The sequence below is a fragment of the Burkholderia sp. Bp8963 genome, assembly GCF_003854275.1.
In the GTDB taxonomy this organism is placed as follows: domain Bacteria; phylum Pseudomonadota; class Gammaproteobacteria; order Burkholderiales; family Burkholderiaceae; genus Burkholderia.
This window is the reverse complement of sequence record NZ_QTQP01000068.1, coordinates 1-14244: the sequence shown is the minus strand read 5'-3', so window position 1 is coordinate 14244 and position 14244 is coordinate 1. Positions and strand designations below refer to the sequence as shown.

16 protein-coding genes and 1 rRNA gene are annotated in these 14244 nt (G+C 56.0%); 4 read left to right on the top strand and 13 right to left on the bottom strand.

What is annotated here, in order from left to right; translation table 11 throughout:
- Positions 1 to 448: 448 nt before the first annotated feature.
- From DID96_RS33570 to DID96_RS33550, 6 genes are all read right to left on the bottom strand, one after another.
- A complete protein-coding gene (locus DID96_RS33570) occupies positions 449 to 1351 on the bottom strand; it encodes a plasmid partitioning protein RepB C-terminal domain-containing protein (protein ID WP_124603493.1) in 903 nt (300 codons plus the stop codon).
- Positions 1348 to 2217: a plasmid partitioning protein RepB C-terminal domain-containing protein gene (locus tag DID96_RS33565; RefSeq protein WP_409333837.1), complete on the bottom strand. Its 870-nt coding sequence runs from the start codon at positions 2215 to 2217 to the stop codon at positions 1348 to 1350. The genes DID96_RS33570 and DID96_RS33565 overlap by 4 nt, the downstream gene beginning before the upstream one ends.
- A 29-nt stretch (positions 2218 to 2246) precedes the next feature.
- Positions 2247 to 3812, bottom strand: coding sequence for a recombinase family protein (locus DID96_RS33560; RefSeq protein ID WP_124603491.1), 1566 nt, complete (start codon positions 3810 to 3812; stop codon positions 2247 to 2249).
- A gap of 167 nt (positions 3813 to 3979) precedes the next feature.
- Complete coding sequence (locus DID96_RS33555; protein WP_124603490.1) at positions 3980 to 4423, bottom strand: hypothetical protein; 444 nt, start codon at positions 4421 to 4423, stop codon at positions 3980 to 3982.
- Positions 4424 to 5264: 841 nt separating this feature from the next.
- Positions 5265 to 5396, bottom strand: a complete 132-nt coding sequence (locus DID96_RS39210; protein ID WP_260464111.1) for a hypothetical protein — start codon at positions 5394 to 5396, stop codon at positions 5265 to 5267.
- Between the two features lie 257 nt (positions 5397 to 5653).
- Positions 5654 to 5959 carry a hypothetical protein gene (locus DID96_RS33550; protein WP_260464110.1) on the bottom strand — a complete coding sequence of 102 codons (306 nt, stop codon included), beginning with the start codon at positions 5957 to 5959 and terminating at the stop codon, positions 5654 to 5656.
- Here DID96_RS33550 and DID96_RS33545 point away from each other — a divergent pair.
- On the top strand, positions 5958 to 6497 hold the full coding sequence (locus tag DID96_RS33545) for a hypothetical protein (RefSeq protein ID WP_124603489.1): 540 nt from the start codon (positions 5958 to 5960) through the stop codon (positions 6495 to 6497). The genes DID96_RS33550 and DID96_RS33545 overlap by 2 nt on opposite strands.
- 31 nt (positions 6498 to 6528) lie before the next feature.
- Here DID96_RS33545 and DID96_RS33540 read toward each other — a convergent pair whose 3' ends face one another.
- Complete coding sequence (locus DID96_RS33540) at positions 6529 to 6816, bottom strand: CopG family ribbon-helix-helix protein (protein ID WP_124603488.1); 288 nt, start codon at positions 6814 to 6816, stop codon at positions 6529 to 6531.
- Positions 6817 to 7122: 306 nt separating this feature from the next.
- On the opposite strand from DID96_RS33540, the gene DID96_RS33535 reads away from it, so the two are divergent.
- Positions 7123 to 7614, top strand: coding sequence for a hypothetical protein (locus DID96_RS33535; protein WP_124603487.1), 492 nt, complete (start codon positions 7123 to 7125; stop codon positions 7612 to 7614).
- A gap of 117 nt (positions 7615 to 7731) precedes the next feature.
- On the opposite strand, the gene DID96_RS33530 is transcribed toward DID96_RS33535, so the two are convergent.
- From DID96_RS33530 to DID96_RS33510, 5 genes are all read right to left on the bottom strand, one after another.
- Complete coding sequence (locus DID96_RS33530) at positions 7732 to 8064, bottom strand: MbcA/ParS/Xre antitoxin family protein (protein ID WP_260464109.1); 333 nt, start codon at positions 8062 to 8064, stop codon at positions 7732 to 7734.
- Positions 8065 to 8330: 266 nt separating this feature from the next.
- Positions 8331 to 9248 carry a plasmid partitioning protein RepB C-terminal domain-containing protein gene (locus DID96_RS33525; protein WP_124603486.1) on the bottom strand — a complete coding sequence of 306 codons (918 nt, stop codon included), beginning with the start codon at positions 9246 to 9248 and terminating at the stop codon, positions 8331 to 8333.
- Positions 9245 to 10147, bottom strand: coding sequence for a ParB/RepB/Spo0J family partition protein (locus DID96_RS33520; RefSeq protein WP_105816272.1), 903 nt, complete (start codon positions 10145 to 10147; stop codon positions 9245 to 9247). Before DID96_RS33520 ends, DID96_RS33525 begins: the two co-directional genes overlap by 4 nt.
- Positions 10144 to 11661 (bottom strand): recombinase family protein, encoded by a 1518-nt coding sequence (locus DID96_RS33515; RefSeq protein ID WP_185732450.1) that lies wholly within the window; start codon positions 11659 to 11661, stop codon positions 10144 to 10146. Before DID96_RS33515 ends, DID96_RS33520 begins: the two co-directional genes overlap by 4 nt.
- Before the next feature lie 213 nt (positions 11662 to 11874).
- Positions 11875 to 12318, bottom strand: coding sequence for a hypothetical protein (locus tag DID96_RS33510; RefSeq protein ID WP_059473586.1), 444 nt, complete (start codon positions 12316 to 12318; stop codon positions 11875 to 11877).
- Between the two features lie 277 nt (positions 12319 to 12595).
- On the opposite strand from DID96_RS33510, the gene DID96_RS33505 reads away from it, so the two are divergent.
- Positions 12596 to 12817 carry a hypothetical protein gene (locus tag DID96_RS33505; protein WP_124603485.1) on the top strand — a complete coding sequence of 74 codons (222 nt, stop codon included), beginning with the start codon at positions 12596 to 12598 and terminating at the stop codon, positions 12815 to 12817.
- Between the two features lie 949 nt (positions 12818 to 13766).
- Positions 13767 to 13961 (top strand): hypothetical protein, encoded by a 195-nt coding sequence (locus tag DID96_RS33500; RefSeq protein WP_260464108.1) that lies wholly within the window; start codon positions 13767 to 13769, stop codon positions 13959 to 13961.
- Positions 13962 to 14122: 161 nt separating this feature from the next.
- Here DID96_RS33500 and rrf read toward each other — a convergent pair.
- A 5S ribosomal RNA gene (gene rrf, locus DID96_RS33495) occupies positions 14123 to 14235 on the bottom strand.
- Positions 14236 to 14244: the final 9 nt, after the last annotated feature.

The window sequence follows — 14244 nt, the reverse complement described above, 5'->3', positions numbered from 1 at the left end:
AATCAATCGATTAGCTCGCTGGACTACCGACTCGCGTGCGAAGCCTCAGGACGACCACAACGAGGACTGCACCGACGAGCAACACCGCCGACGCCGCATTCAGCTGATGAAAAGAAACACCTGGCCTATAGGATTTTGCTGACTGTCCCTTCGGCAGCTGGACATTGACCTGGAAAGAGCCATCGGCTCGCCTGTATCAGCGTCGATGAGATGTGTCAAAGTCCGTGATACAAGGTGACGCCGCGCCAGCGGTCCCCGTTCCGACTCAAAGAGCAACGCTTCTTTGCCACAGAAGGGCCGCGTGGCTGCCCGAGCACTCGTCGACAACGGGCCGACTACAGAGCGAAAAGCGCCGAAGAGGCGCGAACGTCGACGTGACGCTGCCATAAGTGAATTCGACCCGTGGCCCGGTACGTAGGGTGTTGACCGCCGCTATGTCAGGACTCGATTAGAGGACCGCGCTGACCTGCTGCTGGTCAAGAGAAATGGTTGCAATGATGGACTCGAACTCCACCATCAAATCCGGATGGCGTTGGGCAACGTATTGCCGTGCAGATTCGTTTTCAAGGAGCTTGGCGAGGTATCCTTTCGCAAGCACCAAATTCAACACGTCCTGGCCATAGGTCTGTTCCACGAGCTTGTACTGCCCCTGCAGATTGCTCATTTCCTGCTCCATTTTCGCCATCTGCTCCGGGCTCACTCCAGTCAATTTGCGTGGCTTCTTTCCCTCTACAAGACGCGCCGCTGGCGTCGCTACCAACAATGCCTCGGCGTAGGAGACTGACACATTGTTCGCGGCCACCATCAGCTCCACACATTCGACCTGCCGTGTCGGCTTCATTTTGCGAATAGCGCGAACAAGCTCTGCCGAGAACTGCCGGTCTCCGAGAAGCTCAGCCGCTTCCGGGCAAATCCCGTCGAGCAGCGACATCTTCTTGATAATCTGGGACACGTCGACAGAAAGAGCTTTCGCCAATCGTTCGGGCGACACCCCCCTTTCAATTACACGCCGTATCATGTAGTGCTCCTGAATTGTAGAGAGGCGATTTACACGGTTGTTATACGTATAGCTCTCGTCATCGGTCGCGACAAGGCAGGCAGCCCGCTCGTACCCCAAGTCCTGGATGGCAAGTAAGCGTAGATGCCCATCCAGCAGAACATGTTGCCCGGAAGACTGGTCCGCAGGCGTTACAGAGAGCGGTTCGATGAGGCCTACCTCCTCAATGGAGGTTCTTATCTGCTTAAATTTGCGCGATTCCACCACGGGCGCCGGTATTCTGCGCGATGGCAAGATATTGGTAACCGGCACCGACAAAGGCTCGGGGATGAAACCAAGAGTTACGCCAGTCATGTGGCACTCCCGATTGGCCAAACGCGTTCGGCAAGATACTTCGGCAGGCTAGCCAGTCCCTCCGCACGCAGCAGGTTGATGAAGTTCTCATCGGCAAACAGTTGCCTCAAGGCACCCACCACAAATAGCAACCGCTGTTGCGTGAACTCCGCCTTTCTCACCATGGACTTCTGACGTTCTACCTCGCGCTCATACGTCCGCACGAGACTCGACGTCGTGACGGCGGCGGACTTGCTCGTCATATTGTGCGACGTGCTTCGCCCGAGCGCTTTTCTGCGCTCGATGACACGGCGAGCGTTCATCAGTTGCTTGCCCCGCAATTTGCCCGACTCATAGGCCTCCTGGAGTGCCACTTGTATATCAGCGTCGTCGTCGCCGGCGCCAACAATCGTGAGGGCCACATTCAAGGGGACGAGGCCCTTCTCCACCGCAACCACCAGTCTCTCTTCTCCCTGGCGCAGCAGCGTGAGGATGCCTTGAACGTAAGTCGGCGTAAGACCTGTCTTTTCGGCAATGACCTTCGGCGCATATCCCTGCTCCTGCAATTGCCGAATGCCGGCAAGGCGTTCGAGTGGGCGACACTGTCTGCGCGCGATGTTTTCCGTCAGACTCATTACGAATGCGTCCTCGTCACTCACGCTTACAACGAGTGCGGGAATAGTCGCTTCCCCGAGCGCGCGGAACGCCTTCAATCGCCCCTCGCCACACACGAGCAGGTATTTTTCTATGCCACCGGTCGTCGCTCGCGGCGTGACCACGATAGGCTTCTTGAGACCGATGGTCTTGATGTTGTCGACGATTTCCCTGAAAACTCGACCATTGCGTTCGCGCGGATTGATGACTTCAATCTGAGCGACGGGGACCATCCGGATTTCTCCGAGCTGCTGCCGCGAGTTCACGCTACTCTCCTGAGACGGGCACGCGTGGCCATGCCATAGAGGTAGTCCAGCGTATCGAATCGATAACTCTCAAACTCGATTGGATTTTGGTCGGCGAGGTGGATACGAGGTTGGCCAAAATCCAGACGTGGCAGCAGATAGTAGTCCAGCGCCGCAGCATTCGTTTGGTCGAGCCGCACCGCAACAGTGATGTCCGGCAGGAGGCTCGTATCGAAGCGCACCTTCCAGTGATTTCGGCCATTGTCGTGCGCCTGGCAGCGCGCGAGTACGATGCAGGCCGTGAACTCGTCATTGACCGTCAGCAGGTCCGTAGCCGGGTCGCGTATCACCGTGCCGCCCAAATCCGCGATTTTCCTCTCCGTCTGTGCGATGATTTCCGGATGCAGTTGTCGCAGGAAGCGGTTGGTTTCAATGTATCGATAGTCTCGGCCAGGGGTAAAACCGACAGTCTGGTAGGCACGAATTAAACTGCCGAATCGGTACACATAGACCGACGTAGAAGGCATGCCATCTGTTTCATCAATCACTACGCCGGACAGAAACCCGCGACTGCGGTACAGGTTGCGCAATCGCTCGATTAGCTCCTCATTCGAGTAGTGACGCGCTCTGGCTCTCATGATGCCCTGAGCCGTGTAGAAGGTTTCGCTTGGCACAATTGCCTGAAATGCCCCCTCTTTTCGAATCCACATGTCCGGTGTGTTGCTCACCCGCATCTTTTTCAGCTTGAACGACACACGGTTGTATACGTTGTTGCCGATGTATTTCTCATTGGTCAATACTTCCCGTACCGTGGCTCGTGTCCACTCTCGGTCAAGGTCAGTCCGCACGTGCATGCCGTTCAGGCGAGCTGCGATTTCGTATTCGTCGAGCGACTCGTCGATAAACCAGCTGTAGATTAGATTGACGGTTCGCACTTCGCTTTCCGGCCCCGGCATGAGGATTACCCGGTCCGTCTGCAGGCATTTATGTTCGCCGCGACACAGTTCCGCCTTCATGAGACCGTGCTCATCGACCAATACGCGGCGCAGCCCATAGCCAGCCGGGCCGCCTTGCCGGAAGCCCATTTCAATCAAACGGCACTGACCGGCAAATACCTTCGCGGACAATTCTCGGCTGTACTCGCCAGCCATTGCCCGCTTTACCCCTTTCACGATGGTCGAGACTGGTGACCCGTCGTTCTCGAACTGCTCGGCGCAGTACGCCACCTGGATTCCAGCACGGCGGCAAATGTATTCGTAATATGCGCTCTCGTCGGCATCCTGGAATCGCCCCCAGCGACTCACGTCGTAAACGAGGATTACGCAGAAATCAGCATTGCCATTGACCACATCGGAGATGAGACGTTGAAGCGCCTGGCGACCATCGATTCGAAGACCACTTTTACCCTCATCGGCATATGTGCGGACGATTTCGAATCCGCGACGGGTTGCGTAGTCTCGAATTCGGTCGCGCTGATTCTCGGTCGAATACTGCTGATGTTCGGTCGACATGCGCACGTACTCCGCTGCCCGTCCTGCCAAGGAGCCGGCTACAACCGCTGTATCCGCGCTATTGAATGACATTCTCCACTCCGCAACTCAGACATAGACACGCGGCAGGTGCCGAGCGCAAGGGAGCCTCAAATGCGAGCGCCACGGCTTCACATCAGGTGCTGGCGTTTGAAAACGAACTTTGATGAGGCAAGCGTAGCAGGCACGACGCCCATGTGAATTAAGTCATCTCTTTGCAATCATATGGGTGGCGCTGTCGGCGCAGACAGGACGGCGATGTGGACGGTCCACGCGTTCATTTTTGCAGCGCCGGCCTCATCCGCATGACACAGTACGTAGAAGCCAGAACCCAGCGGCCGATGGCGCCCGATGACATCCATGTTTGCAATCGGCTTGAAACTCCGCCGCGCATTGCGCATCCGCTGCATGCGGCGGTTGCGCTCTCGATACACTGGATGCGCAGCTCGATATTCGCGCCAATAGCTTGAGTGGCCTGCGCGCCATTTCGCCTGCGCCCGGGCCTGGTTGTCGCGATAGTCGTTGTCGATACGAAGCCGGTGGTTCTGCCAGTCACGTCGACGAGCACGCTGGCAAGCTTTCGACGAGCAATAACGCTGGCGGGGAACATGCAGCAGCGGCACAAACGCATTGCCACAGGCGAGACAGAGGCGGGTCGATTTCATGAGTGCCCTCCAGGCCGGGTTGCGACGGGCGGACGCCGACGCCTCGACCAGCCACGTAAGCCACTGGGCCGAGACGGAACAGAGAGGGCTTACTCGGTAAATGCTTCGTTAACGGCCATCGCCATTTGCTTGGCGCGTTAGTAGGCCAATCTCAGAAACTTGGACATTTCTTGACCGCCGACGTGCAAGGAGATGGTTCGCTCACGAGCGCAAATTACTAGAACCGCCTTATCCGACGCGGAGTTTTTTGCGATTCCTCGTACAAACCTGAGAAGGGGCTGCTGATGGGATAGGACCCGTCCTGTCGCATGCTCCCGCACGCATCCGAGATGACCCTGGATGATTCTTCTCGGCTTTACCGTCGGGGCTACTGTACGAGGGCGCTATGGCGCGAATTTCCCATTACGTATAAAATCTTATATGTGTGGAACGCGGGAATCTCGTTTGGCCCAATTCATTCGATGGGCACTCAAGCAAATAAGTACGAGAGCGCAATATAAATTGTTAGGCCCAGTAGGAAATTCTCAATTTATGCGTGACAGTGTCTCACCTTATGGTGGAGCAAAAGTCGTAACACGTTGATTTGCAAAGTAAGAAATTCTCAGCTTTTGAAGCCTCCTACACCTGCAGGTTGTCGAAAGTCACTATTAGTGAAAAATGTCCCACGAATAGTGACAATCGAAGTCGCATTTAGTGAAAATTCTCGGAGGCTATTTGGCACGCATCACACCTCTTTCTGGACGCGAGCTTTTTAGAGGTACGAGCACAGCCATTACATCGGAGTGGCGGAGCAAAGGTCGGCAGTTCGATCCTCCTCCGCTTCACCAATAAAATCAAAGGGTTACAGGTGATTTTCCCGTAACCCTTTTCTGTTTCTGCGGTCCGTGCACCGGTCCTTGTCGACCTCGAGGATGAGCCAGAGTTGTTCGGCTTCGACGATTTCGCCGGTGAACTTGTCCTGTGCTGAATCCATTTACACCTCGTTGAGTTCTTCTTCTGCGGCGTGAAGTATTCGGCGTGACTGGGTTGCCCGCCTTAGGTATGAAGATTTGGGCAGTTCAGCGGTAATGAAGGGCGCAAGGAGCCGAGCGGTTGTCGATCCGCACCGTAAGAAGGGCGCGATGGTGGGGGCTACGGTCAGGGGGTGGCGCCCATGAAAAATGCCGGCACGACGCGATGGCCGCGAGGGATGGTAATCAGAGCATTGTTGACGGCAACGATTGGCACGGCTCAGAAGCTGGGCGTTCCCGTGAGTGGGGCCAGCAGCTCATCGTCACCGGCGTCCCACGTCGCGCCTTCGAGCATCAGCAGGGAAATGCTCATGTCGTAACGATCTGAAATCACGACCATCTCGCGAGTTCTCGTGTCTGGAAACCAGATTCCGCGTTCATGCTCAATTCCGTCGCGGGAGTCGACGTCGAAAGTCCCTGAGCGAGGTTGCATCACAAGCGATTGCATCGGCAGTTCCATGCCTTCGTGAAGATGGTTGAAGCCGAACTTCTTCGCGCTCGCGCTGCCCTTCCACCAGTGAAGCATGAGGGCCGTACTTAGCGGACAGTTACGCTGTGTCGGGCGGGCCGTCGGCATGCGGGGAATTTGCGCCTACCTTGTCGATAAGGCTGAGACGAAATGGGTAATCGCCAACACCGGTCAACTTCCCAGTGATGGACTAACCGCGCAAGCCGTTGCACGGCGGCTAGCCATTAAAGAAGAAGTGGCCTACCACTTGATCCGATCCGGCATGCTGGGAAGCGTCAAATATAGGCAGAATGGGCGCACGCTCCAGCTTGTGTCCGAAGCCAATTTGCACGAGTTCGAGGAGCGCTATGTCTCGCTCGTGTCGATAGCGACGCGGCATGCGACCTCCACCCAGGCCGCCCTATCGTGGCTCGGCAAAAGTGGAACACAACCTGTCACAGGCCCCTCAATTGATGGTAGCAGGCAATATTTTTTTCTCCGCTCCGACATTTCTGCTGGTCTCTCTACAACATCTACGTGCCTTCAAGGTCATCTGTTCGATGTTGATTCAGATGCCGCAGGACCATTGAGAATGGCGACAGAACATGTGAAATGATATGAACTTCTGGCATCCGGAATAGATGCCATTACTTCGGCGCATCAAGCCGGCGACGTGCCGTAGCACGACGCGCTGCGAACTTAGCGTCGACTTTGGAAGCCGACTCTAAATTACCAGTGTCGGCTGAGGCACGCGACCGTTCGACCTTGGCGCTCAGCCATGCGTCGTATTCCTCTGTTTTTTGTTGCTGCTCGACGTAGTCCCGCATGAAGTCGCGCAAGAGCTGAGCGCCCGTTCTATCATTGGCCTTCGCCGCGGCGGAGAACGCCATTTTCAGGGCATCATCGACCCGAAACGTAAAAGTTGTTTCGCTCATAGTGATACCCTTTTTTGTTACAGAATACGTGCATGGTAGCACCTTCGTCGGTAGCCTCAGGCGGCCCAATTTGTGTATTGCCGACAGGTCATGCTCCCCAACCGTAATGCTTGAGGCACCTCCGTGCACGCAAATGTCTCTATTGAGTCCGATGGTACGGTCAGTCATAGAATTCGAGAGGAAATCTAAGACCCCAATTTATTGATCAGGATGGCATATAGGATATTTTTCGACCAGAAAACACGAGCTTATCGTTGTTCAGTAGTTTGTCGCGAGACTGAGGTGCCATGTCGTACGGCAACTCAAATGAAACTTAGCTTGGTACTTTCGAAATGCCGGCCTATATTCCCCCTGGAACGTGGAGAACAGAGGGAGCCTCAGGAAGGTTTTATTTGCAAAGCAATCAAGGGCCGGCTCGACAACCGGCATAGGACGAAAACAGCAACAATGACGTTCAGTCTAAGAAATTGCGAGGATGATGCGCCGTTCATCACATGCGAGGCATTGAAAAGGTCGACCGAGCTATTCACCGAGAAACAACTTGCGCAACTCCGCGATGCGCGCGAAAGGACACCAATCTCACACCCCGGCATTGGTCCTGTTGAGGTTTGCGCGCGATGCCAGGGCCCTGTCGACATGACCCGCTTCCATCTGACCTATCTAGCTAGCGCTGCTTTGAACGAAGGCTTCTCAATGCGAAGCCTTGAAATCGACTACCTAGCTGTTGTCTGTGATCAGTGCTCAGGCATCACCGCGCCACAAGCAACGAATGTTTTCGAGGCCACTACAAGCTCGTGATCTGGATGTAGCGGATTGCAGACAAACCACTATACGTCCAATCGAAAGCCTTGCACTGAAGACCTGTAGATGCCGGTGAAGCTCGCGCTGTACCGCGCGATGAGAGAGATCGACGCTCTACCAGTATGCACCGGTTTGGGCACTTGCCAGCATCCGAGAAACCAGATCAATGCCTTCGGCGTTGCCAAGATACTCTATGGGCAATCGATTATCGAGAGCCGGTACCGGAGTGCGTAGCCAGTCGCTTAGCCACGATCGAGCGTCGAACCCTGCCGGATTGCCCGATTCGTCGACCATCCGTTGAACCTGGGCGGTAAGCATGTCCATTACATCCGGTGAGATGTCTTGCTGATGGTTGTCGGGAAATCGATCCTTCCCTTCGCTCATATCCTTAACATCCATTTCAATGCCTTTCCATGAGTTCGCATCGGTCGAGTTCAATGCTGTCACACAACCTAACCCGAATTTTGACCTGATGTCACACGTCCGCACGAGGGGTACTCGGGATTGGATACCCCCAGCATAGACACACCGGTCCGTGTAAGCAAGGATCGCGACCGTCGAGTTCAACGATCTGTCGAGATACCCACTAGCAATGATGGCCAGCTCGGCAAACAATTCATGAACGAAATTTCGGCGCCGGTCGGCATAGCACTCGACCGCAAACCGGATTTGAGAATAGAGATATGCCTACAATTCGATATGGAATCCGAAGTTCATCCTTCTGCTCCTTGATCAGCTGGCTCGAGTCTATTTTGATCCAAGGTGATCGTATCAACGATCGCCTCCAGCTCTGATACTAGATCAGCCTGATTCTGCTGCAGATACATCCGCACGGACTCATTCTCCAGCAATCGAGCCAGATAGCCCTTTGCCAGCACAAGATTGAGCACGTCTTGTCCGTACGTCTGCTCGACCAGCTTGTACTGTCCCTGCAGATTGCTCATCTCCCGCTCCATCTTCGCCATCTGTTCAGGACTTACGCCCGCAAGCTTCTTGGGCTTCTTCCCTTCGATCAACCTAGAGGCCGGCGTTGCAACGAGCAACGCTTCAGCGTACGAGACAGACAGGTTGTTCGCTGCCACCATCAGTTCGACGCACTCGACCTGTCTCGTCGGTTTCATCTTGCGTAGCGCTCGTGCGAGCTCTGGCGAAAACTGCCGGTCCTTCAACAGCTCAGTCGCTTCAGCGCAAATCCCATCCAGCAATGCCATCCTCTTGATGATCTGCGACACGTCCACCGATAGCGCTTTCGCAAGTCGCTCCGGGGACACGCCCCGTTCAACGGCCCGACGTATCATGAAGTGCTCCTGGATGGTCGATAGTCGATTGACGCGGTTGTTATACGTGTAGCTCTCATCGTCCGTGGCAACTAGGCAGGACACGGTGCTGAACTGTAGCTCCTGCAACGCGATCAATCGCAGATGCCCATCGAGCAGGACGTGGTTGCCCGATGCCTGGTCAACCGGCATCACCGAAAGCGGCTCGATCAAGCCCACCTCTTCGATGGAGCTTCTAATCTGCTTGAACTTGCGCGAAATCATCATCCCGGCAGGTGTGCGCCGTGACGGCAGGATGCTCGTGATCGGAACGGACAGTGGTTCCGGAATAAATCCAAGTGCTACGCCGGTCATGCTGGACTCCCGCTCGGCCACACACGTTCCGCCAAATACTTCGGCAACGTCGCCAGCTCCTCAGCGCGCAGCAGGTTGACGAAATTCTCGTCGGCAAATAGCTGCCTGAGGGCACCGACAATGAACAGCAACCGCTGCTGCGTAAACTCTGCCTTGCGCACCATCGCTTTCTGCCGCTCAACTTCATGCTGATACGTTCGGACGAGACTCGATGTAGTCACGTCCATCACCTTGCGCGTCATGTTTCGATTCGCCGTCCGGCCGAGCGCTTTCCTCCGCTCGATGACGCGCCGAGCGTCCATCAGCTGACGCCCGCGCAATCTCCCCGATTCATATGCCTCCTGCAGTGCCGCTTGGATCGCCTCATCGTCGTCGCCGGCACCAACAATCGATAACGCTGCATTCAGCGGAATTCGGCCTTTCTCCACTGCGATCACGAGTCGCTCCTCACCCTGATGCAGAAGCGTCAGGATTCCCTGCACGTAGTGCTGCGTGAGGCCCGTCTTCTCGGCGATCGCCTTCGGTGCGTATCCGCGCTCCTGCAGTTCGCGAATTCCGGCGAGCAACTCGAGCGGTCGGCATTGCCGTCTCGCGATGTTCTCCGTCAGGCTCATGATGAACGCGTCTTCGTCGCTCACGCTCACCACCAGCGCGGGTATCGTCGTTTCGCCGAGCGATCGGAACGCCTTCAGTCGTCCCTCCCCACACACGAGCAGATACTTCTCCACACCACTTGCCGTTGCCCGCGGCGTGACGAGAATCGGTTTCTTCAGGCCGATCGTCTTGATGTTGCTGACGATTTCGTCGAAGACGCGACCATTGCGCTCGCGAGGATTGATCACCTCGATCTGGCTGATGGGGATCATCCGGACCTCACCGGGCTGCTCGCGCTGAGTCATGCTCTTCTCCTCAGCCGAGCACGCTGTGCCATACCGTATAAGTAGTCCAGCGTGTCAAAGCGATAGCTCTCGAACTCGATCGGATTCCAGTCCGCGAGGCTGATACGAGGCTGCCAAAAGTCGATGTGCGGCAGCAGGTAGTAGTCGAGCGCAGTCGAGTTGCTCTGGTCCAGCCTGACTGCCACGGTGATATCCGGCAGCAGGCTCGTGTCGAACCGCACCTTCCAGCGGTTACGGCCGCTGCCGCGCACCTGACACCGTGACAGCACGATGCAGGCAGTGAACTCCCTATTCACGGTCAGCAGGTCCGTCGCCGGATCACGCGACACGGATCCGCCGAGATCCGCGATCTTCTTTTCCGTCTCGGCAACGATCTCTGGATGCAGTTGCCGAATGAAGCGATTCGTTTCGATATAACGATAGTCACGGCCCGGCGTGAAGCCAACCGTCTGGTATGCACGAATCAAGCTGCCGAAGCGATATACATAAACCGAGGTGGACGGCATGCCCTCCGTTTCGTCGATCACGACGCCCGATAGAAAGCCTCGGCTTCGGTACAGATTTCGCAGACGCTCGATAAGCTCCTCACTCGAGTAGCGCCGGGCGCGCGCCCGCATGATGCCCTGCGCGGTATAGAACGTTTCGCTCGGCACGATGGATTCGAACGCGCCCTCCTTGCGTATCCACATCTCGGACGGATTCGTGACGCGCGATTTCTTCAGCTTGAACGACACACGGTTGTAGACGTTGTTGCCGATGTACTTTTCGTTGGTCAACACCTCCCGAATAGTTGCCCGAGTCCAGGGACGCCCAAGGTCCGTCTGAACGTTCATGCCGTTCAGGCGAGCGGCGATCTCGTGCTCGTTGAGTGACTCGTCGATGAACCAGCTGTAGATGAGGTTGACGATTCGAACCTCGCTGTCCGGGCCGGGCATCAGAATGACGCGGTCCGTCTGCAGGCACTTGTGCTGACCGCGTTGCAACTCCCCCTTCATGAGACCATGCTCATCCACCAGGATCCGGCGCAACGCATAACCTGCAGGCCCGCCTTGCCGGAAACCGAGCTCGATCAACCGACACTGACCGGCGAAGACCTTCGCTGACAACTCGCGGCTGTACTCACCGGCCATCGCACGCTTCACACCTTTGACGATCGTCGAAACTGGCGAGCCGTCGTTCTCGAACTGTTCAGCGCAATAGGCGACCTGGATGCCTGCGCGCCGGCAGATGTACTCGTAATAGGCACTTTCGTCTGCATCCTGGAATCGTCCCCAGCGGCTTACGTCGTAAACGAGGATTACCTGGAAATCGGCCATGCCGGTTTCCACGTCCCGGATCAGTTGCTGCAGCGCTTGGCGCCCATCGATTCGCAAACCACTTTTACCCTCGTCGGCGTAGGTCCGCACGATCTCGAGATCGCGACGAGCAGCGTAGTCGCGAATGCGATCACGCTGATTCTCCGTCGAGTATTGCTGGTGCTCCGTCGACATCCGAACGTATTCAGCAGCCCGCATCCTGCAGGCCTGCTCGTCAAAGGATTCGCATGTGCAATCGAGGTCCACGATCCAGCTCCCACTGGCAACCGCCCCTCGCTGCGCCACCCCGACATCAACTAGGGAATTTGTATCGGCGAACGCGTCGCGCCTTGCAATGACGTCGAATGCGAGCGAGTACACAGCCAAGGTAGCAGGCCATAGACCCTTGTCGTACACGTCATCTCTTTGCAATCACGCCGGAACAGGCCTCGGCTCAGATAGCACGGCGATGTGCACCGTCCACGCGTTCATCTTTGCAACGCCTGCCTCAACCGCGTTGCGCAGGATGTAGAACCCAGATGCCAGCGGGCGATGGGCCGGCCACACGTCCATGTTTGCAACAGCACTAGCAGTGCGCTGCGCATTTCGTCGTCGCTGCATCGCGCAATTGCGATCGCGATAGGCCGGGTGCGTCTCGCGGTAGTGCCGCCAGTAGTCAGGATGTCGGGCCCGCCAACTGGCCTGGGCGCGGATCTGATTCTCGCGATAGTCGGGGTCGACCCGCATGCGCTGGTGCTGCCATGCACGCCGGCGAGCACGCTGGCACGCCTTTGCCGAGCAGAAGCGTTGATGCGGGATGTGTAAGAGCGGAGTGAAGGGTGCGCCGCAGCCAGCGCAGATCCGATCCGATTTCATGGTCGTGCTCCACAGAGGAATCGAAGTGGGCCGACCGTGTTCGGTGCCAGGGTCATTTGAAGCCAGCTCACGGGACGCGGCGTCCCACCCTCGCAGATTTTCCGCCGCTCATGGTGCTTGTGCGATTCACGCCTATCAGGTCGACGCTCCGTCGGCGCGACGCACCGGGTGTAGCATGCAATAGCGCTCCCAGCGGCTTCCCGCGGCATCGCAGTATTTGGGGCGCGACAGCCGTGCCGCATCCCGGTCAATCGTGCCAATCATATGGAGATATGAAGTGACTTCCGCGAAGCGCTGGATCATTGAGATTCAAGACCCCCTTGATGGGAGTGGCGATGGGATTCTCCAGCTACCTGATGATCTCTTTAACGAATTGTTGGCCCAGGGGTGGCAAGCTGGAGACGTGCTTGAACTTGATCTGGTCGCCGAACCCGGATCAGCAGTAATTCGGAATCGTTATGCGGAGTGTCGCCAAATTTCCGGACTGAACAAGTCATAACGCGACAGCAGCAGGACTATTTTTCGGCAACGCTGGCTCATCCTCGAGCCTTGCCCCACGGGCCTCGGCGGCCCACCCTCGAGAATTTTCACGTTTTGTGACACATCCGCCCAATTTTTTCACTATTTGCGAGACAGGGGCTTGATGTTCGCGTTAGATTTAGTGAAAAATTCCAATGAAATCAATGGTGCACTTTTCACCAATTACCACCTTCTGCACAGGTTGTCAAAGACAGTCAAAAATGTGTCATTGAGATATAAAAATTTCTCAGTGTTCGTGAAAAACTAGGTCTGTGTCGTAGCCCGGTCGACTGCCAACGTCTTCCGGGCCATTTTATTTTTTGCTTGCACAAATCCCACGGCATCAAAACCAATGGGCGCTGATGCACTAAATATCGCACATTTCACCAGCGAAATCAGCCATGCGACATTGATGCCAAATTTCCCATAAATTTCAAGACGTTGCACATGAAATTTAGGATGGCGATTCGCTGTAGAAAAATACCGCAACAATCGTTGGCCGCGCGCCAGCAATCAATCAAATAACGTCTTTACTGGGAAAAGATGCTAATTTTAAGCAGAGTTATACGCACCCGCTTATTTTGTGGCACGCAAAAAATGGAGGCCGAAATGCAAAAACAGAGCAAACCCCAATTGGAAGCTTGCCCCGCTGGCAGGAGCAGACGCTATCCGGCTTAGACACTCGAAGTATCGTCAATCGCCCACTGCGGATTTCGGTGAGTGTAATCAATCAGATCGCCAATGCGATCCCGGAGATCGGCGTTCACGAACACTGAACTGGCAACTCAACAAAGGTCCGTTGCCGACCCTAAGCGGCAGTTCAGAGCGTTCGGAAGCGGCCGCTCAAGAACGTCGGGTTAGCCTTTTGTACGATTACGCGCCCTCACGATGTTGGCTAACACCTTCTGATTGATTTGCACGCGCTTTATATGCTGTCTGTCAGCGCCGACACGTTGCTGTTCGATGAGAATGAAGTTGGGCCTGGCGACGATTTCCGATTGCCCTTCGATGAACTGCGCGCACTGACAGATCACGAAAGATGCGTGGTCGCGACGGTGCTCGAAGCGATGCTTCTCAAGCACCGCTCTCAGGATTGCGCGGATATGAGCTTGCGGCGCCGTTGATTGCGCCGCTCGTGGACCGCTCTGCAGGTGCCCATGAACAAAATAACTAACGTTCATTTGCGATAGACGGTGGGCGTGGGTAGCGCAGGTGGCCCCACGCATTTTCGCCGCGCCAATGCAAAAACCCCCGCCTGTCGGGCGGGGGTTTCTGGCTTGAGGGAGCCTGACGATTACCTACTTTCACACGGGAATCCGCACTATCATCGGCGTAGAGTCGTTTCACGGTCCTGTTCGGGATGGGAAGGGGTGGGACCGACTCGCTATGGTCATCAGGCAAAAGGGG

Coding starts and splice junctions, on each gene's coding strand:
- DID96_RS39210 (WP_260464111.1), bottom strand. CDS start 5,396: ATGGATTCAGCACAGGACAAGTTCACCGGCGAAATCGTCGAAGCCGAA.
- DID96_RS33510 (WP_059473586.1), bottom strand. CDS start 12,318: ATGAAATCGGATCGGATCTGCGCTGGCTGCGGCGCACCCTTCACTCCG.
- DID96_RS33550 (WP_260464110.1), bottom strand. CDS start 5,959: ATGCTTCACTGGTGGAAGGGCAGCGCGAGCGCGAAGAAGTTCGGCTTC.
- DID96_RS33545 (WP_124603489.1), top strand. CDS start 5,958: ATGAGGGCCGTACTTAGCGGACAGTTACGCTGTGTCGGGCGGGCCGTC.
- DID96_RS33555 (WP_124603490.1), bottom strand. CDS start 4,423: ATGAAATCGACCCGCCTCTGTCTCGCCTGTGGCAATGCGTTTGTGCCG.
- DID96_RS33540 (WP_124603488.1), bottom strand. CDS start 6,816: ATGAGCGAAACAACTTTTACGTTTCGGGTCGATGATGCCCTGAAAATG.
- DID96_RS33560 (WP_124603491.1), bottom strand. CDS start 3,812: ATGTCATTCAATAGCGCGGATACAGCGGTTGTAGCCGGCTCCTTGGCA.
- DID96_RS33565 (WP_409333837.1), bottom strand. CDS start 2,217: ATGGTCCCCGTCGCTCAGATTGAAGTCATCAATCCGCGCGAACGCAAT.
- DID96_RS33535 (WP_124603487.1), top strand. CDS start 7,123: ATGAAACTTAGCTTGGTACTTTCGAAATGCCGGCCTATATTCCCCCTG.
- DID96_RS33515 (WP_185732450.1), bottom strand. CDS start 11,661: ATGCGGGCTGCTGAATACGTTCGGATGTCGACGGAGCACCAGCAATAC.
- DID96_RS33570 (WP_124603493.1), bottom strand. CDS start 1,351: ATGACTGGCGTAACTCTTGGTTTCATCCCCGAGCCTTTGTCGGTGCCG.
- DID96_RS33525 (WP_124603486.1), bottom strand. CDS start 9,248: ATGACCGGCGTAGCACTTGGATTTATTCCGGAACCACTGTCCGTTCCG.
- DID96_RS33500 (WP_260464108.1), top strand. CDS start 13,767: ATGCTGTCTGTCAGCGCCGACACGTTGCTGTTCGATGAGAATGAAGTT.
- DID96_RS33520 (WP_105816272.1), bottom strand. CDS start 10,147: ATGACTCAGCGCGAGCAGCCCGGTGAGGTCCGGATGATCCCCATCAGC.